General features: G+C 56.5%; 17 protein-coding genes and 1 pseudogene. 11 read left to right on the top strand and 7 right to left on the bottom strand.

Annotated features, from left to right (window positions below):
* The first annotated feature begins 1 nt into the window (after position 1).
* The 5 genes from aguB (at position 2) to ACYZTY_RS16795 (ending at position 5346) form a co-directional block, all read left to right on the top strand.
* Positions 2-910, top strand: coding sequence for an N-carbamoylputrescine amidase (aguB, locus tag ACYZTY_RS16815; protein ID WP_461954659.1), 909 nt, complete (start codon positions 2-4; stop codon positions 908-910).
* A 1-nt stretch (position 911) separates the two neighbouring features.
* The gene (locus ACYZTY_RS16810; protein ID WP_461954658.1) at positions 912-2009 is read left to right on the top strand and encodes an extracellular solute-binding protein; all 1098 of its coding nucleotides are present in this window, start codon (positions 912-914) and stop codon (positions 2007-2009) included.
* A gap of 23 nt (positions 2010-2032) precedes the next feature.
* The gene (locus ACYZTY_RS16805; RefSeq protein ID WP_461954657.1) at positions 2033-3151 is read left to right on the top strand and encodes an agmatine deiminase family protein; all 1119 of its coding nucleotides are present in this window, start codon (positions 2033-2035) and stop codon (positions 3149-3151) included.
* 332 nt (positions 3152-3483) lie between these two features.
* A complete protein-coding gene (locus ACYZTY_RS16800; protein ID WP_461959337.1) occupies positions 3484-4260 on the top strand; it encodes an alpha/beta fold hydrolase in 777 nt (258 codons plus the stop codon).
* 264 nt (positions 4261-4524) lie between these two features.
* Positions 4525-5346: an alpha/beta fold hydrolase gene (locus ACYZTY_RS16795; protein WP_461954656.1), complete on the top strand. Its 822-nt coding sequence runs from the start codon at positions 4525-4527 to the stop codon at positions 5344-5346.
* Positions 5347-5591: 245 nt separating this feature from the next.
* Here the strand turns inward: ACYZTY_RS16795 and ACYZTY_RS16790 are convergent, their stop codons facing one another.
* Positions 5592-5840: a hypothetical protein gene (locus ACYZTY_RS16790; RefSeq protein WP_461954655.1), complete on the bottom strand. Its 249-nt coding sequence runs from the start codon at positions 5838-5840 to the stop codon at positions 5592-5594.
* 421 nt (positions 5841-6261) lie between these two features.
* On the bottom strand, positions 6262-6903 hold the full coding sequence (locus tag ACYZTY_RS16785) for a hydrolase (RefSeq protein ID WP_461954654.1): 642 nt from the start codon (positions 6901-6903) through the stop codon (positions 6262-6264).
* A gap of 178 nt (positions 6904-7081) precedes the next feature.
* Between ACYZTY_RS16785 and ACYZTY_RS16780 the strand changes: the two genes are divergently transcribed.
* The gene (locus tag ACYZTY_RS16780; protein WP_461954653.1) at positions 7082-8005 is read left to right on the top strand and encodes a LysR family transcriptional regulator; all 924 of its coding nucleotides are present in this window, start codon (positions 7082-7084) and stop codon (positions 8003-8005) included.
* 216 nt (positions 8006-8221) lie between these two features.
* Here the strand turns inward: ACYZTY_RS16780 and ACYZTY_RS16775 are convergent.
* Positions 8222-9650 (bottom strand): annotated as a pseudogene (locus ACYZTY_RS16775) (IS1182 family transposase).
* A 248-nt stretch (positions 9651-9898) separates the two neighbouring features.
* Positions 9899-10792: a LysR family transcriptional regulator gene (locus tag ACYZTY_RS16770; RefSeq protein ID WP_461954652.1), complete on the bottom strand. Its 894-nt coding sequence runs from the start codon at positions 10790-10792 to the stop codon at positions 9899-9901.
* Positions 10793-10919: 127 nt separating this feature from the next.
* Between ACYZTY_RS16770 and ACYZTY_RS16765 the strand changes: the two genes are divergently transcribed.
* From ACYZTY_RS16765 to ACYZTY_RS16755, 3 genes are read left to right on the top strand one after another with little or no spacing between them, the layout of a single operon-like run.
* Entirely contained in the window at positions 10920-12116 is a 1197-nt protein-coding gene (locus ACYZTY_RS16765) for an MFS transporter (protein ID WP_461954651.1), read from the top strand.
* Between the two features lie 33 nt (positions 12117-12149).
* Positions 12150-12710 carry a cyclophilin-like fold protein gene (locus ACYZTY_RS16760; protein WP_461959336.1) on the top strand — a complete coding sequence of 187 codons (561 nt, stop codon included), beginning with the start codon at positions 12150-12152 and terminating at the stop codon, positions 12708-12710.
* Positions 12711-12735: 25 nt separating this feature from the next.
* Positions 12736-13764: an alpha/beta hydrolase gene (locus ACYZTY_RS16755; protein WP_461954650.1), complete on the top strand. Its 1029-nt coding sequence runs from the start codon at positions 12736-12738 to the stop codon at positions 13762-13764.
* A gap of 43 nt (positions 13765-13807) precedes the next feature.
* On the opposite strand, the gene ACYZTY_RS16750 is transcribed toward ACYZTY_RS16755, so the two are convergent.
* Complete coding sequence (locus tag ACYZTY_RS16750) at positions 13808-14389, bottom strand: hypothetical protein (protein WP_461954649.1); 582 nt, start codon at positions 14387-14389, stop codon at positions 13808-13810.
* Positions 14390-14582: 193 nt separating this feature from the next.
* On the opposite strand from ACYZTY_RS16750, the gene ACYZTY_RS16745 reads away from it, so the two are divergent.
* Positions 14583-15509, top strand: coding sequence for a Gfo/Idh/MocA family protein (locus ACYZTY_RS16745; protein WP_461954648.1), 927 nt, complete (start codon positions 14583-14585; stop codon positions 15507-15509).
* A 16-nt stretch (positions 15510-15525) separates the two neighbouring features.
* Here the strand turns inward: ACYZTY_RS16745 and ACYZTY_RS16740 are convergent, their stop codons facing one another.
* Entirely contained in the window at positions 15526-15687 is a 162-nt protein-coding gene (locus ACYZTY_RS16740) for a DUF2986 domain-containing protein (RefSeq protein ID WP_461954647.1), read from the bottom strand.
* 84 nt (positions 15688-15771) lie between these two features.
* Positions 15772-16467, bottom strand: coding sequence for a tRNA (adenine(22)-N(1))-methyltransferase (locus ACYZTY_RS16735; RefSeq protein WP_461954646.1), 696 nt, complete (start codon positions 16465-16467; stop codon positions 15772-15774).
* Between the two features lie 298 nt (positions 16468-16765).
* Between ACYZTY_RS16735 and ACYZTY_RS16730 the strand changes: the two genes are divergently transcribed.
* Positions 16766-17260 carry a cupin domain-containing protein gene (locus tag ACYZTY_RS16730; protein ID WP_461954645.1) on the top strand — a complete coding sequence of 165 codons (495 nt, stop codon included), beginning with the start codon at positions 16766-16768 and terminating at the stop codon, positions 17258-17260.
* The last annotated feature ends 7 nt before the right edge of the window (positions 17261-17267 follow it).

Here is a 17267-nt window from a genome sequence, read left to right as displayed (position 1 = left end):
CATGACCCTGTTGACGATTGCCACCACCCAAATGCCTTGCACCTGGGACCTGCCGAAGAACCTCGATCAGGCCGAGCAGTTGGTCCGTGAGGCGGCAGCGAAGGGCGCCCAGGTCATCCTGTTGCAGGAGCTGTTTGCCACGCCGTACTTCTGCATCGAACAAAGCCATAAACATTTGGCGTTGGCCGAAGAGTACCGATACAGCGGCGTACTCAAACGCTTTGCTGCGTTGGCCAAGGAACTGGGTGTCGTGCTGCCGCTGAGCTGGTTCGAACAGTCCGGTAATGCCTACTTCAATTCCCTGAGCGTGGCCGATGCCGACGGGCGCTTGCTGGGGGTGTATCGCAAGACCCACATCCCCAACGCCATCGGTTATCAGGAGAAGGAGTACTTCAGCCCCGGCGACACCGGTTTCCGCGTCTGGGACACCGCGTTCGGGCGTATCGGCGTAGGGATCTGCTGGGATCAGTGGTTCCCCGAAACCGCCCGTTGCCTGGCATTGATGGGCGCCGAAGTCTTGCTGTTTCCCACCGCCATCGGCTCTGAACCGGGCTGCGCAGCGCTGGATTCCCGTGACCACTGGCAGATGACCATGCGCGGCCATGCCGCTGCCAACATCCTGCCGGTGGTGGCGTCCAATCGCGTCGGCCGGGAAGTGGCGACCACCGATCCGGACTTGCAGATGAGCTTTTACGGCTCGTCGTTTATCTGCAACCACAAGGGCAAGTTGCTCGCCGAGGCCGACCGTGACACCACCGGCGTGTTGGTCCATCGCCTGGACCTGGCCGCCATTCGCGAAGAGCGCCTGAGCTGGGGCATCTACCGCGACCGTCGTCCGGACATGTACGGGGCGTTATTGAGTCAGGACGGTCGTCACCTTCATGCACGCTGGAACACTCAAGGAGTCTGACATGCGCATTCCCCGCAAGTTGTTGCTCGGCGCCTTGGGCTTGGCAATCGCCTCGTCGTCGCTGCATGCCGAAGAGAAAACCCTGAGGCTGTACAACTGGGCCGATTACTTCGCCGAAGACACATTGGCCAAATTCACCGCCGAAACCGGGATCAAGGTGATCTACGACGTCATGGATGGCAGCGAAACGCTTGAAGCCAAGATGCTCGCCGGAAACAGCGGTTATGACTTGATTTTCCCCGGCGACACCGTTGCCGAACGCTTGATGCGTGCCGGCAGCCTGCTGCCGCTGGACCGCTCAAAACTCACCGCTGTGGACGACATCGAACCCGGTTTGCAGAAACTGCGCCGGCAGTATGAAACGTCGAGCAAGGCCACTGTCCCCTACACGTGGGGAACCATCGGCGTGACTTACAATGATGAACAGATCAAACAGCGTTCGCCGGACGCCCCGGTCAGCAGCCTCGACATGTTGTTCAAACCGGAGTTGGCGGCCAAATTTGCCGATTGCGGTATCTCGATGATCGATTCGCCGGACGAAGTTCTGGCGGTGGTGCTCAATTATCTGGGTCGCGAGCCACGCAGCGCAAAACCTGAAGACCTGGCCGCGGCGAGTGAGTTGCTGATGAAACTGCGACCGTACATTCGCAAGTTCCAGTCGCAACCCGTGACCGACCTGGTGAACGGCAACCTGTGCCTGTCCCTCGGTTACAGCGGCGACATGACCCAGGCGCAACGGACATCGGACAGCGCCGGCAAGCACACCCGCTTCGAGTACCGCGTTCCCCGCGAAGGCACCACGGTGTGGATGGACACCATGGCGATTCCAGTGGACGCCAAACACCCGGAGTACGCCTATGCGTTCATCAACTTCGTCATGCGCCCGCAGAACATGGCCGCCATCAGCAACTTCACCGGCTACCCGACCTCCAACGCCAAGGCCCGGCCGGACGTCGATGCGACGATGCGCAACAACCCGGATATCTACCTCGATGAAGCCACGTATGCGCGGCTGATTCCAGGCAAGGACATTCCCCAATCCGACATGCGCGCGCGGATGCGTACCTGGACCAAATTCAAGACGGCCACCGCAAAATGAGTGCTTCACACAAGGATTCACATATGCCGACGCGTCGGGATTTCATCAAGCAGGTGTCGGTCATTGCCGGTGTCGGCGCCGCGGCCTCCATCGGCTTCAGCTTCGCGCCAGTGCACGCCGCGACCCAAGGTCGCTGGCGCATGCCGGATGAGGGCGACCGACACGAGCGGGCCTTCATTGCGTTCGGCGCACAGAAAGCCATCTGGGAGGATTTCACGCCCCACGTGCAATCGGCAATCGGCCTGATCGCCAGCACCATCGCCCACTATGAACCGGTCACCGTGTTCTGCCGCCAGCGTGAGCGGAGTCTGGCCGAACAACTGTGCGGCACCACCAACATTACCTACGCCACCACCGAACTCGACGACATCTGGATGCGCGATATCGGCGCCAATTTCGTCATCGACGGCGAAGGCGGACTCGGTGCGGTGGATTTCAACTTCAATGGCTGGGGCAACAAACAACAGCATGACAAGGATGCGCAACTGGCCGCTTTGGTGGCCGACACTGCGGATGCCCGTTACCTGCGCAGCGAGTTGGTGGGCGAGGGCGGTGGCATCGAAGTGGATGGCCACGGCACGGGGATCATGACCGAAAGCAGCTGGATCAACCGCAACCGTAACCCCGACTGGACCAAGGCTGAGGTCGAGCAGGAACTGAAAGAGCGTTTGGGTTTGCGCAAAATCATCTGGCTGCCGGGCATCAAAGGCAAGGACATCACCGATGCTCATGTCGATTTTTACGCGCGTTTCGTCAAGCCCGGCGTGGTGATCGCCAACCTCGACAACGACCCCGAATCATACGATCGGAAAGTGACATTGGCGCATTTGGAGATCCTCAAGAACGCCACCGATGCCGACGGCCGAGCGCTGCAAGTGCACACCCTGTCGCCGCCGCTCAATCCACGCAAGAGCCAGTTCAACCGCGACAACCCGGACTTTGCTGCGGGTTACATCAATTACTTCTTGGTGAATGGCGCGGTCATTGCGCCTGAGTTTGGTGATCGTTCGGCAGATGCGAAAGCGTTTGATCTGTTGTCGCAGCTGTACCCGGACCGAGAGGTGGTGCAGTTGAATATCGACGCCATCGCGGCGGGTGGCGGGGGGATTCACTGTGTGACCAGTCATCAGCCGGTGGCTTGATCGGGAGTGAAGCGAAGGCGCAATGCCTTCGCTGTACTGGCACCTTAGGCAACGGCGCAAGGATTTGTAGCCTTTGGGAAGTGACGCGGAGTGTCGTTAAACAGCCGTTAAACGTGTACGAGCCAGCTTTCAACGTCTGGGCGCTGACGACATTCGTTATTGATCTGAAAGTAACAGCACATGAGTACAATCGACTTGCCCCCGTATGCACCAATCTGACTATCGCTTAGCGTGTCGAAGAGGCAGCGTGTGGGTAAATACAAGCTCTTCAGATTCATGCTCGGTGTTCTCCAAAACCTGTCATGCACCCTTGGAAGGAACTCGGTATGAAAATGAATAAATTAGTGACCCATCTGGCCTTTTCTGCTGCGATGGCCGGCGCAACATCAGCCATGGCCGACACAACCAAACCTACCATTGTGCTCGTTCACGGTGCTTTCGCCGGCTCCAGCAGTTGGAATGGCGTCATCAAGATTCTTGAGAAAGATGGCTACACCGTTATTGCTGCCGCCAACCCGTTGCGCAGTGTTAAAAGCGACGCCCAATCCATTACCAATCTGCTCCAGGGCATCAAAAGCCCGGTGGTGCTGGTAGGCCATTCCTATGGGGGGCCGGTTATCAGCGAAGCAGCCAATGGACAAGCCAATGTGAAAGCACTGGTGTATGTCTCCGCTTTTGCACCTGAAGTCGGTGAAAGCGCCGTCGCGCTCACCGGAAAATTCCCGGGGGCGACCCTTGGCCCAACGCTAGGTACTCCAGTAGCTCTGGAGGGTGGCGGTAAGGATCTCTACATCCAGCAGGATAAGTTTCCCGCTCAATTCGCAGCCGACGTCCCCGTTGCCGATGCCCGCTTGATGGCCGCTACTCAGCGCCCCGTCACTGAGCAAGCACTGAACGAAGCAGCAACGGACGCTGCATGGAAAACCATTCCTTCGTGGTGGATCTATGGTGACAAGGACAAGAACATTCCCCCACAAGCCATGAAGTTCATGGCTGAGCGGGCGAAGTCCAAACAGACGGTTGTGGTCAAAGGTGCGTCTCACGTAGTCATGGTTTCCAATCCAAAACCCGTCGCGCAAATCATCGAGGCCGCTGCAAAGGCTCTGTGAGAAACACCCAAGCCTTTCGCATCACCCGTTCAAGCATTAATTCACGCTCACTTGTTGAGCCAAGATCCTGAGTCTGACTCTCGTGCGATGCCGAGAGCAGGAGGTACTGTGTCCGATCAATACAACGCCCCATCGAGTTCTCGCAGGCAGGTACTCAAAGTTGGCGCCACTGCGCTGGCTGCCGGTTCGATTTCGGGAATGGTGATGGGTAGCAACGTTGCCCAGGCAGCAACTTCGGCCCCGACTAAAGAAGGACATAACGAAATGACCAGCTTCACCACCAGCGACGGCACCGAAATCTTCTACAAAGACTGGGGCACCGGTCAGCCCATCGTTTTCCACCACGGCTGGCCTCTCAGTTCCGACGACTGGGACGCGCAAATGCTGTTCTTTGTTTCCAAGGGCTATCGAGTGATCGCTCATGATCGCCGAGGTCATGGTCGCTCAACGCAGACCTCAACCGGGAACGACATGGACACCTACGCTGCAGACGTTGCAGCCTTGGTCGCTCATCTCAAGTTAAAGAACGCCGTGCATATCGGCCACTCCACCGGCGGCGGTGAGGTGGCTCGCTATGTCGCTCAATATGGTGCCGGCCTTGTGGCAAAAGCGGTATTGATCGGCGCAGTTCCGCCGATCATGGTCAAGTCCGCCAGCAATCCTGGCGGTTTGCCGCTGGACGTGTTCGACGGCTTCCGCTCAGCGCTCGCTGCCAACCGCGCACAGTTCTATAAAGAAGTGCCGATTCCGTTCTACGGTTACAACCGTGAAGGCGCCATTGTCTCTGAAGGCGTGAAGGAGAACTGGTGGCGCCAGGGCATGATGGGCGGCGCTAAAGCGCACTACGACTGCATCAAGGCGTTCTCGGAAACCGACTTCACCGAAGACTTGAAAAAGATCACAGTGCCAGTGCTGATCCTGCACGGTGACGACGACCAGATTGTACCGATTGCCGACTCAGCCGAGCTGTCCATCAAATTGGTCAAGAACGGCACCCTTAAAGTCTACAAGGGCTATCCGCACGGCATGTGTACAACTCACCCAGAGGTTATCAACGCAGATCTGCTGGCGTTCATCAAAGGCTGATGCGTAGTGGGCCTTCCATAAAATATAGGGGAGGCCTAGCGGCACCTGCAACCGATGCACTTCACAACTGTATGAAAAATGGGACAGATCTATCATCAAATTTCCGGATAGTAGATCTGTCCCTTTACTAATAGTGGGAGGAGACAGGATCGGTGTCCGGTGGTTTGGGCGTCATCTATTGATACCTATCGAAGGCAACACAGCCTGAGGAGGCTAGGGCGTCAAGCCCTAGCAGATAACAGATGTCACTTTTTCTTTTTCGCCGGCTTTTCTGCCTTCTCTGATTTCTTGGCCTTTTCTGGCTTGCTATCAGCTTTTTTTGCAGATTTTTTTGGTTCGGCATCTTTTTTCTTGTCTTTCTTTTCGGAAGATTTCGAAAGAGCCGAGGCCGCCGCTGATTTCTTTGCCGGTGATGACTTCTTGTCTTTCAATTCCTTGCTGGCTTTCGAAGCTTCCCCTTTGCTTTTTTTCTCGTCTTTAGCCACGTTGCCCACCTCTCGGAGTATGCCGATATTGGCAAATTGCCTGTGGGATTATCCACAAGCTGATCATTAGGCGAGCGTGTCTAAAAGCGGTTCAATTTTTTTGATGCGTCGATGTAGGCTTTGGGTGATGCACCGATAGGTACCGAGGGCTGGACATCTTGAACAGGTCATCAGCTACGCCTAGAGCGTAGGCATACCCAGGAGCTGTCTTGCATCACTTCGCGATGTTTTGGCCGTCGATGCGAATCTCGCCGCTGTTGACGACATAGAAGCGCAGCAGCCAGTTGATGAGATTCTGCCATTTAATGGTCGCTAGAAAGTTTTTGCGACGCCTGAGCGTGCCAAAGTGTCCGGCTAATTTCACTACAAAAAATAAAGGCAGCGTCCGCTTTCGCGAGCGCCACCTTCATCAACTGCCCGCTAGTCAGGCCTACTTGTCCGCCTCATCCAGAGCCTTTTCAGCGTTGAACCCGTCGAAATTCTCGAACACGCCCATAAAGCCTGGGACGGTCACTTCTCGCGCCCAGTCGCGCTGCAGTTCGCAGTACATCTGCACCCGGCTGATGAGCTTCGCGCCCGCCTGTTCCATTCTGCGCAACGCCGCCTCGTGTGCGGCGAGCGATGTGCCGCCAACCGCATCGACCGGCACATAAACTTCATAGCCTTCCTGGATCGCGTCGAGCACCGGGAATGCCAGGCAGGCTTCGGTCCAGAGCGCAGTCATGATGAGCTTCTTGCGCCCGAGCGCCTTGACTGCCTGCTTGAATTCCGTGTCCTCCCAACTGTTGATCGAGGTGCGGTCATAGGTCGGCAGATGGCCGAGCACCTCTTGCAGCTCCTGAATCGGTGGCTTGTTGCGGCCGGTCGCGACATTGACGGTCGAGTGGATGATCGGAAGGTTGTAGTTGACCGCAGCCCTGGCGACGCTGGTGATGTTGAAGACGAGTTCATCACGCGGCATCGAGCGGATCGAAGACACCTGAACAGGCTGATAATCGATGATGATCAACGCCGAATTTTCCGGAGTCAGTAGCTGATCGGTATCGGGGTTGCGAAGAGTCTCGCTTGCCATTGGCAAATCCTTTTCATGGGTGACGCACGTTTGTGAAAAGGCCGGAGCCTGTGCGACTGATGGATTCCAGGACACGTGCGAATGATGCCGTGCCTGGAAAATCCATTGTGCTGTTCCCATGTTCGATGCAGTAGTAGCATTGCGCGATGTGCTGTGTCGCGAAAAGGGGAACGCAAGAATGGATATCGAAGAACTACAGACCTTCGTGGAAGTGGCTGATGCCGGGGGCATTTCGCAGGCTGCCCTGCGTCTTGGCGTGTCGAAATCGATCGTCAGTCGCCGCCTGGCTCGGCTTGAAACCGAACTGGGCGTGCAACTGCTGGCACGCTCCACTCGCGGGGCGGCACTTACTGAGGCCGGCGCGACGTTCCGGGACTACGCCGCCAGAGTCTGCACCGAGATCGACATCGCCAAGGAAACGATCCTGCCCGCCGGCGCCCTTCGCGGCCGCTTGCGCGTGGCCGTCCCGCTGTCGTTCGGCCCGACTCACTTCGCCCCGATGCTGGCGCAGATGGCACGTCGTCATCCGGAGCTGCATATCCAGACCTGCTACAGCGATCGCTTCGTTGACCTCATTGCCGAGGGGTACGATTGCGCCATCCGGGTGGGCTATCTGCAGGACTCCAATCTGATCGCAAGGCGGATTGGCCCAGTCTACGGCAAGCTCGTCGCGAGCCCCGACTACATCAAGGCGCACGGCGCACCCGAGACACCGGATGAACTGATCGCCCATCAGGCGCTCATGCAGGGCACCGAAGCCTGGCAATTCATGGATGGCGACAAGATCATTACGGTTCGACCGCAAGGACGCTTCAAGGCCGACAACGGCACCGCCCTCGTCGCCGCCGCGACCGCAGGCCTCGGTGTCGCCTACCTGCCCGATTGCCTCACCCATGAACACGTGGCATCCGGCGCACTGGTGCCGATCATGACAAACCATCCACCCCCCCCGGCCGGTGCCTACATCATCCGCCCGCCTGGTCCGCATCCAGCCCGGAAAATACGTGTGCTCACTGAACTGCTGATCGAGTTCTTCGGCGAAACTCCGCACCTGGCGGTGCAGCCGCTGTCACATCAGGATGATGCGTTGGCATGTAGCTGAGCAAAGCAGGAGCGACAGACATGCCCCTTCAGCTGCCATTCGCGAAGGGCTGCAATCAGCCCAGAGTGTGTAAAAACGTGAGATTGGGTTTTACATCGACGCTAGGAGACCGTGCTTACGTTTCGCAAACTGATCAAGTCCGTGACATTTACAGGAGCAGTTTAAACCGCTCAATAACTTCGTAGAGTCCTTTGGATGGGGTAAAAATGCCGGTTTTTACGCCGTTAACGCTTTCATCAAACCAGTGGCGCCGATGATTTTCATAACCCGCTTCAGGTTGTAGGCAAGCACATTCAAGCTCATCTCTGCGCTTACCCCGTTAAGCTTTCGGGTCAGAAAGTGCGTCGCACCCATCCATTGCTTGAGCGTTCCGAAGGGATGCTCAACAGTCCGTTTTCGGATCTGCATCATCTCCGGCGCGTTGCTCAGCCTGTTCTGCATTTCCTCCAATACGACCTCATGCTCCCATCGCCGAACTCGCCGTTGCTTGCTCGGTGTGCACTTCGATTTCAGCACGCATCCCTGGCAATTAGAACTCCAGTAACGGTGCAACTTCAGGCCTTTTTCAATGCTGGAAAAGCGCCAGATCAACGCCTCACCAGCGGGACAAATGTATTCGTTTTTTACCGCATCGTAGATGAAGGCATCATTATTGAAACGCCCGTCAGCCTTGGCTCCAGAGGTCATCGGCTTAGGCACATAGGCGGTGATGCCTGCATCGTGACAAGCCAGGATTTGTTCGCTTTTGAAGTAACCTCGGTCAGCCACTACCGACAACGTATCTGACGCCATCGCCTCGCGGGCCTGCTTGGCCATCGAGCTGAGTTGATCGCGGTCTGAACCGACGTTAGTCACCTCGTGCGCAACGATCAAATGATGCTGAGTATCGACCGCTGTCTGCACGTTGTAGCCGACGATTCCCGTGCCACGGTCATCATGGAACGGCTGTCTGGATCGGTCAGTGAGACCTGTTTATCGGGCGATTCATTGAGCTGGATTTCGATCGCCTGAAGCTCTTTCATTTGAGTTTTGAGCTTGGCGATTTTCTCTTCCAGCCGCACGGCACTGGGCTCGGAAGCTGTTGGTTCTTGCCGATCGGTAGCATCGAGTGCCGACAGGTAACGGTTGATGCTCGATTCAATTTCTTCCATTCGCCGCTTCAGTTTGGCGCTGGTGAAATTGCGGTCGCGGTTGTTGACTGCCTTGAATTTGCTGCCATCGATGGCGACCAGATGTTCTCCGAACAGTCCCAATTGCTGACACAGCACAACGAACTGCCGACAGACGCCTCGGATGGCCTTGCTGTTGTCTTTTCGGAAGTTGGCGATGGTCTTGAAGTCCGGCATCAACCGCCCGGTCACCACATCAGCTCGACGTTGCGTTGGGCTTCTCGCTCCAAACGTCGGCTCGACTGGATGCGGTTGAGATAGCCGTAGATGTAGATCTTCAGCAAGATCGCGGGATGGTAAGCAGGCCGGCCAGTATCGGCGGGAATGGCACTTTCAAAACCCAGATTGACCAGGTCAAGTTCGTCGACAAAGACGTCGACTACGCGCACCGGATTGGTATCGCTGACGTAGTCGTCGAGGCTCTCGGGAAGTAAGGTGCCTTGGCCTCGATGTTCACCTTGGATAAAGCGCTTCATGGGCGATCCCTGCGATGAAATCCTCAGAAATCATAGCAAGTGTTCGCGAAGGTGTTTTTACACACTCTGGGCCGATTGCTGACAATCACGATGGACCAGCAGCCGAGCCAAGGCGGACGTCAGATGTTTGTCTGTTATTTGATTGCGCCGAGCCTCTGTACCCGGTCGTCTCAGCATCGTCGCTACCCTCCACGAAGAAGGACGATGCAGAGACTCTACCCAAGTAATGAGTCTGCGATTCTCCGCCTCTAGACTCCTTCGCGCAGTGCTCTGGAAACAAGCGAAAATGCTGGAGAGGGTTGCCGCCGGCTGGGGTAATACAAGTAGTATCCAGCGAATGGGGGGCACCAGTCATCGAGTACTCGCATCAGCCTGCCTTCCTGAAGATGTGGTTCAAATTCCTCCTCGGGCAGATACGCAATTCCCAATCCCGACAATGCTGCATCCACTATGTGGATTGAAGTATTGAATGTGAGTTGTCCACTGACGCGTACATTCACCTGCTTGCCGCGTCGCTCAAAGTCCCACACGTAAAGCCCGCCTGATGTCTGCATGCGTTGGTTGATGCAGCGATGGTCCATCAAGTCGCGTGGGTTTTTGGGAACAGTACGAGTGGCAAAGTAAGCTGGCGCGGCAACGGCCGCCATCCGTAAGGGTGGTCCTATGGGCACTGCAATCATGTCTTTGTCGATGGTGTCGCCTAAGCGCACCCCCGCATCAAAACGATCAGCCACGATGTCTCTGAATCCGTAATTGACGTCGAACTCGACCTCGATGTCAGGATATTCGTGGAGCAATGGAGTGAGCTTGGGCAGCAGTGTTTTGCGCAGGACGTGATCGCCGCAGGTGATGCGTACTGTGCCCGCTGGCTTGTCGCGCAATTCTGTCAGGACATCCAACTCCGCTTCGATTTCATCGAAGCGATGACCGATGGCTTGCAAAAGCCGCTCGCCAGCTACCGTAGGCGAGACGCTGCGCGTGGTGCGTGTGAGCAGCCTGATCTGGAGGCGGGCTTCCAGGCCGCTGATGGCCTGGCTAAGCGCAGACTGGGTGACCCCCAGAATCGAGGCGGCGCGTGTGAAGCTGCCCTCGCGAGCCACAGTGACGAAGGACAGCAGATCGTTGAGGTTCCTTCTGACCATATTGCAAACGCCTTCGTGGTCTATTGATTAGCTTTACTTATAGCCTTATTAAGTATTCATTAGCTAGTCGCTGGAAAGTCCTTGCCGCACCATTCCATTCATTAAATTGAATGAAGGTGAGGCCCCGATGGCCACTGTTTTCCCGATAGCCGAGGGGCATGAGCAACCTGCTTACTGGAGCGGGGTCTTTGCAATGACGCTTTGCGTTTTCGCGCTGATCGCGTCGGAGTTCATGCCCGTCAGCCTGCTGACACCGATAGCCGTTGATCTGCATGTCACCGAAGGACGGGTAGGGCAGGGCATTGCGATCTCCGGGGTATTCGCAGTACTGACCAGCTTGTCGATTTCGGTGCTGGCGGGAACCCTCAACCGCAAGACGCTTTTGCTGGCCTTGACTGGATTAATGGCAGTGTCCGGCTTCGTGGTCGCGATGGCACCAAACTATCTGACGTTCATGGTTGGCCGTGCACTCATCGGCGTGGTCATCGGTGGTTTTTGGTCCATGTCGGCTGCAACGGCCATGCGCCTGGTGCCCGCCAACCAAGTACCCAAGGCCTTGGCCATTTTCAATGGTGGTAACGCGTTGGCGACGGTGATTGCCGCACCGCTGGGCAGCTATCTGGGTTCGGTCATGGGTTGGCGGGGCGCCTTTTTCTGCCTCGTGCCGGTAGCGGCGATTGCCCTTATATGGCTATGGACCAGTCTGCCGACCATGAAGGCGAAGGAGCGCACGGCGGGTTCCGGCAATGTCCTCAAGCTGTTAAAGCACCGTTCCGTGGCGCTGGGCATGGCTGGGTGCGCCGCGTTCTTCATGGGACAGTTCGTTCTGTTTACGTACTTGCGGCCGTTCCTCGAAACAGTGACGCAAGTTGACGTCACCACGCTGTCGCTGATCTTGCTCGTGATCGGCGGCGCAGGGTTCATCGGCACCCTGATTATCGGTACGTTCCTGAGGCGTGGGCTGTTCCGGACACTCGTCACCATTCCTTTACTGATGGCCGTAATCGCCTTGACGCTCATTCCCTTCGGCACCTCGGTCTTTGTCGTTGCTGTACTGCTCGGTTTGTGGGGGCTGGTGGCTACCGCGGCGCCTGTCGGCTGGTGGAGTTGGATTGCACAAGTCTTGCCCGGAAACGCTGAGGCCGGCGGCGGGCTGATGGTGGCGGTGATTCAGTTGGCCATCGCTTTGGGTTCTACCGTTGGCGGCCTGCTGTTCGATAGTCACGGCTACCAGAGCACTTTTGTGGCGAGCGCAGCCGTGCTTCTGCTTGCGGCGTTCCTGACTGTTTTGACATCACGCTCCAAAACGCCCCGAGCCGTCTGAATCGAGCGAAGAGCAAGGAGACGCAACATGACCATGATCTGTTCAAGCGCCCCTGTTTGCGAGCTGCGCACCTTCGCCTCGGCAACCGGGCACCGCCGACGCTGGGGACGGAGGGGCCTGCGCTGGTCGGGATTGCTGTATGGAATGCTTTTACTGGGCGGTTACGAAGCCCGCCAACATCCTGCATCTGGCTCACATGAAACAGCTGCGAAAGATGCCGCACAGGCGTCGTTGATATCGGAGAAAACACGCATGTGGATGGACGTCGGCGAGCATCGTTTCGCCATTACTTTGACCGACTCTGATACCGCTCGCGCGTTTGCCGCGATGCTTGCGCTGACGTTGGAGATGAGCGATCTGAACAGCAATGAGAAATTCGCCAGTCTTCCTGAAGCGTTGCCCACCCATCCGAGTGCCCCAGGAACGCTACGCAATGGCGATCTCATGTTGTATGGCACGGACACGCTGGTGGTCTTCTACCTGACCGTCAACTCGTCGTACGCGTACACGCGTCTTGGTCGTGTGGACGACCCCGCCGGCCTGTCTCAGGCACTGGGTTCGCGTGATGTTCGGGTCGTATTTTCCAAAGACTAATTGCTGCACATGAATAGGGTTTCCAATGAAAAAAGTCATTCTTCTACTCACGCTTCTTTTCAGTTCACTTTCAGCAATAGGAGCGGATATGTCTAACGGCGCCGATAATTTTTATACGAGCGAAAAAGTGACCGTGCAAAAAGTTACGTTCAAAAACCAGTACCAAATGAACGTGGCCGGGAATCTTTTTACGCCCAAAAATCTGGATCGCAACGCGAAGAGTCCCGCTATCGTTGTCGGCCATCCGATGGGTGCGGTCAAGGAGCAGAGCGCGAACCTCTATGCCACGAAAATGGCCGAACAGGGCTTCGTGACGCTGTCCCTGGACCTTTCGTTTTGGGGCGAAAGCGAGGGACAACCTCGCAACGCTGTCTCGCCGGATATCTATGCGGAGGACTTTAGTGCGGCGGTGGATTTTCTGGGTACCCAGCCATTCATCGACAGGGAACGGATTGGCGCCATCGGAGTTTGTGGCAGTGGCAGCTTCGTGATTAGTGCGGCGAAGATCGATCCACGCATGAAAGCCATTGCAACCGTGAGCATGTACGACATGGGCGCAGCCAATCGCAACGGGCTGAAGCATTCGCAAACGGTTGGGCAACGCAAAGACATCATCGCGCAAGCCGCGCAACAACGTTACGTGGAGTTCGCTGGCGGTGAAACCCGCTACACCAGCGGTACGGTGCATCAACTGGACGAAAATACGCATCCCATTCAGCGCGAGTTCTACGACTTCTATCGCACCCCGCGCGGCGAGTACACGCCGCCCAACTCGACGAAGGAACTGACGACGCACCCGACGCTGGCCAGCAACATCAAGTTCATGAACTTCTACCCGTTCAATGACATTGAGACGATTTCACCTCGTCCGATGTTGTTCATTGCAGGCGCCGATGCGCACTCAAGGGAATTCAGCGAAGAGGCCTACAAGCTGGCCGGTCAACCGAAGGACCTTGTCATCATTCCAGGCGCTGGTCATGTCGACCTCTATGACCGGGTCAATCTCATTCCCTTTGACAAGTTGACGAGCTTTTTTCGGAGCAACCTGAAGTAATCGATTGATCGGGTCTCAAAAAAGCACCTCAAGTGTGTCGATGCTACGTTAGCTCAAATCGCTCTAACGCATAATCCTTGCCTGCCAAGGTCAGTTCAAAAGTGGTGGCGCCAAACGTACCCCGTGTCACTTTTTGCTTCACAAGACGTTTGGCTTGAAGTTGCTTCAGACCGGTTTCAACTTCTAACGTGCTGAGTGAGACAAGCTTGCAAACCGAGTTTAAGTTTGCAATTTTTCTAAAGTTTGCATGATAGGCCAACGCTTCCATCAGTAGCGTTTGGTTCTCTGTCAGCCGTGGAAACTGAGGGTTGTTCATCTTGTAAACTTTTCGCTCTATTTCATGTAGCTCGTCGTAAGCGCCATCCGTATTGCGGGTGTAGTAAATCGCTACAGACAGAGTGCAGGTTAAAATCGCGATAATCATCAGCAGCGACCAATTCGGCACTGGCGTTTCCAGCAAAAGCCAATCCAGCAAACGTAGCAGTCGGCTCGTGGTATCTGCCAACAATGTCAGGTCGAAGTAAGTGTCGAGCAGCTTTATGGCAGCCCAGGCGACAAGGAAAATTCCAGCCCAGCAGGCCATAGCCTTGAACGTGAACGGGGAATGCTTGCCTTGTGGCGCCATGCTTTTCGTCTCTAGTGCAGAAACAGGTGTTATCAGCATAGCAGTGGAAAAGTGGTCCTATGGCGGCTTGGGATGCCAGCGCTCAATCTCGCGTGCCAGATGAAACTACTCACGCCATCAATGACTTCCCCGCGCCACAAACGTAATCTTGCCGATTCGCGTATCAAGAAAAACAAAAAATCAGGAGTCATTGATGCAACCGATCCGTCTCGGTCTGGTGGGCTACGGCAAGATAGCCCAGGATCAACACGTCCCCGCTATCAACGCCAACCCCGCGTTTCAGTTGGTGTCTGTCGCCACGCAAGGGCAGCCTTGCCCCGGGGTCGAGAACTTTCAGTCCCTGAGCGAGCTGCTCGAAAATGGCCCGCACGTCGACGCGATTGCGTTTTGCACACCACCGCAAGGACGTTTCGCGCTGGTGCAGCAAACGCTGGCGGCTGGCAAACACGTGCTGGTAGAAAAGCCGCCGTGCGCCACATTGGGTGAAGCGATGGCGTTGGTGCGCCAGGCCGAGGAGCAAGGCGTCAGCGGTTTGTTCGCCTGGCATTCACGCTACGCGCCCGGCATCGAAGCCGCCCGTGACTGGTTGGCCACGCGCACCCTGCAAAGCGTACAGATCGACTGGAAGGAAGACGTGCGCAAGTGGCACCCCGGCCAGGCATGGATCTGGCAACCCGGAGGCCTGGGCGTCTTCGATCCCGGTATCAACGCGTTGTCGATTGCCACCCATCTGCTGGCGCTGCCGCTGTTTGTCGAGTCTGCCGAACTGCGAGTCCCCAATAACGGCCAGTCGCCTATTGCGGCTTCCATCAAAATGTCTGACGCGCGCCACCTCGATGTCCGCGCGGAGTTCGACTTCGACCACGGTCATGACGAACTCTGGAGCATTGAGATTCGCTGCACCGAAGGCATCCTGCGACTGGATAACGGTGGCGCACTGTTGAGTATCGACGGCGTGCGCCAGGCTGTATCGGAGGAGGGTGAGTACGCGGCGGTGTATCGACATTTTCAACAGCTGATTGGCGACAAGGCCAGTGACCTGGACCTCCAGCCACTGCGACTGGTTGCTGACAGCTTTTTTGTCGGCAGTCGGGTGTCGGTTGAGCCGTTCTACGATTAGTGGCCGATCGGGTAGATCAGCTCTCAGGGGAAATGATTGAGTCGTCACTGGATTCAGCAGCGAGTTTCAATCGGTCCGCTTTACTGATGTATTTGGACTTGCTTGCCGGTGCCAATTTGGCACTGGCCTTTTTGGCGTGAGCCTTTAACAACTGCTTTATTTTTTTCTGACGATTCATGTTTTTCGCTCAGCTGGAAAATTCTTGAATGATGCCTTGCCTGATCGCCGCTCGGCGACTGTTCGTACACACCCTAAAACCGTTTCAAGCCAGCAGTTCGGTGATCCACCGGGCTTGCCGGGCGACATCCTGCACCTTCTCCTCGGGCACGGCCTGCCGCGCCCGGGCGAAGTGGGTCAGGGTCTGCTGCTTGTGGCGCAGTATCCGCTGCCACTTGACCAGGAAAGCGGGGGTGCGTGCCTGCATCTGCAGCGGGCCGAAGTACAGCTCTTCGGCGGTGTACATCACCGGTCCGGCGCGCTCGGCGACGATGATTTCGTAATCGAAGCGGTTTTCCCGCAGCAGTTCCTCGCAGAGAATGCGGTAGTCATTTTCCATCAGCCATTGGCGCAGCGGCTGCTCGCCACCGTTGGGCTGCAGGATCAGGCGCTCGTGGCCGCTCAGGCGAGTTTTGCCGCTGTCGAGGATGTCGCGGATGGTCTCGCCGCCCATGCCGCAGATGCTGATCGCCGTGATCCCGTCTCCCGGCTCGATCGCCGCCAGGCCGTTGGCCAGGCGCACGGTGATTTGCTGCTCCAGGCCGCTCTCGCGCACGGTACGTTCGGCCGAGCGGAACGGCGTCAATGCCACTTCGCCAGCCACCGCCGCCGCGATGGCCCCACGGCGCATCAACGCCACGGGCAGGTAGCCGTGATCCGAGCCGATGTCGGCCAGCCGCGCACCTGCTGGCACATGCGCCGACACGTGCTCCAGGCGCATGGACAATGTCTGTTCGTTCAACTGCAGTTCCTTTTCACCACGAATATCCCGCACCCTGGGCCGGATCGGGGCGCCATTCTGTCGAGCAATGCCATGCATTTCAAATTCCTGCGACCACGGGCCTGGCTCGAGCCGTATCAGATGCTCGAAACGTAAATGAATCCGGTCTCTTTTTGCCTCAGTCCGGGACGTTTGAAACGTACGACTAGCGTAGTGAATTGATTACATTGCGTATCAACTGAAATACGCATTCTCGGCATCATCGCAAAAGGGGTCTGCAACTACATTAGCGATAACATTTTTCTCAGGTGTGCCGCTCATGATTCAGAACATTATGAAAACTGCTTGCCTGACAACCCTTCTGGTCGTATGTGCAGCAATGTCGGGCGTTCAAGCCCAGCCACTGCCGCTTGGTAAAACCGGTGCTTCATATAATGAAGACGTGGAATGGCGTAGCTTTCCAGCATTTCCGAAAGAAGTAAAACTGGCTGTTCTAGTCGGGGATCCTGCTAAACCCGGGCCCTATGTTGTGCGAGTTAGAGTGCTGAACGGCACGAAACTAATGCCTCATACACATCCTGAAGACCGTATATACACCGTCATGTCCGGCGTGTTTTATATTGGTTTTGGGACTGTGTTCGATCCGGACAAACTGGTTGCTTACGGGCCGGGGAGTGTAGTGGTGCTCCCGGCTAATACTCCGCATTTTCATTGGGCGAAATCGGGGGAATATAACTCTCAGGTTTATGGAACAGGTCCGCTGGGGCTTGAGTACATTGACAGTCGTGACGATCCTCGTCATTTGTCAAAGTAATCCCTGC

The sequence above is a fragment of the Pseudomonas sp. LB1P83 genome (assembly GCF_054897885.1).
Note: the sequence above shows the minus strand (reverse complement) of the source record. Positions and strands in the feature narration are given on the sequence as shown.

What these genes read in the sequence shown, in the direction of transcription:
- ACYZTY_RS16755 (WP_461954650.1), top strand. Translation starts at nt 12,736, where the DNA reads ATGAAAAAAGTCATTCTTCTACTCACGCTTCTTTTCAGTTCACTTTCA.
- ACYZTY_RS16730 (WP_461954645.1), top strand. Translation starts at nt 16,766, where the DNA reads ATGATTCAGAACATTATGAAAACTGCTTGCCTGACAACCCTTCTGGTC.
- ACYZTY_RS16745 (WP_461954648.1), top strand. Translation starts at nt 14,583, where the DNA reads ATGCAACCGATCCGTCTCGGTCTGGTGGGCTACGGCAAGATAGCCCAG.
- aguB (WP_461954659.1), top strand. Translation starts at nt 2, where the DNA reads ATGACCCTGTTGACGATTGCCACCACCCAAATGCCTTGCACCTGGGAC.
- ACYZTY_RS16740 (WP_461954647.1), bottom strand. Translation starts at nt 15,687, where the DNA reads ATGAATCGTCAGAAAAAAATAAAGCAGTTGTTAAAGGCTCACGCCAAA.
- ACYZTY_RS16785 (WP_461954654.1), bottom strand. Translation starts at nt 6,903, where the DNA reads ATGGCAAGCGAGACTCTTCGCAACCCCGATACCGATCAGCTACTGACT.
- ACYZTY_RS16810 (WP_461954658.1), top strand. Translation starts at nt 912, where the DNA reads ATGCGCATTCCCCGCAAGTTGTTGCTCGGCGCCTTGGGCTTGGCAATC.
- ACYZTY_RS16760 (WP_461959336.1), top strand. Translation starts at nt 12,150, where the DNA reads ATGATCTGTTCAAGCGCCCCTGTTTGCGAGCTGCGCACCTTCGCCTCG.
- ACYZTY_RS16750 (WP_461954649.1), bottom strand. Translation starts at nt 14,389, where the DNA reads ATGGCGCCACAAGGCAAGCATTCCCCGTTCACGTTCAAGGCTATGGCC.
- ACYZTY_RS16795 (WP_461954656.1), top strand. Translation starts at nt 4,525, where the DNA reads ATGACCAGCTTCACCACCAGCGACGGCACCGAAATCTTCTACAAAGAC.
- ACYZTY_RS16780 (WP_461954653.1), top strand. Translation starts at nt 7,082, where the DNA reads ATGGATATCGAAGAACTACAGACCTTCGTGGAAGTGGCTGATGCCGGG.
- ACYZTY_RS16800 (WP_461959337.1), top strand. Translation starts at nt 3,484, where the DNA reads ATGAATAAATTAGTGACCCATCTGGCCTTTTCTGCTGCGATGGCCGGC.
- ACYZTY_RS16805 (WP_461954657.1), top strand. Translation starts at nt 2,033, where the DNA reads ATGCCGACGCGTCGGGATTTCATCAAGCAGGTGTCGGTCATTGCCGGT.
- ACYZTY_RS16770 (WP_461954652.1), bottom strand. Translation starts at nt 10,792, where the DNA reads ATGGTCAGAAGGAACCTCAACGATCTGCTGTCCTTCGTCACTGTGGCT.
- ACYZTY_RS16765 (WP_461954651.1), top strand. Translation starts at nt 10,920, where the DNA reads ATGGCCACTGTTTTCCCGATAGCCGAGGGGCATGAGCAACCTGCTTAC.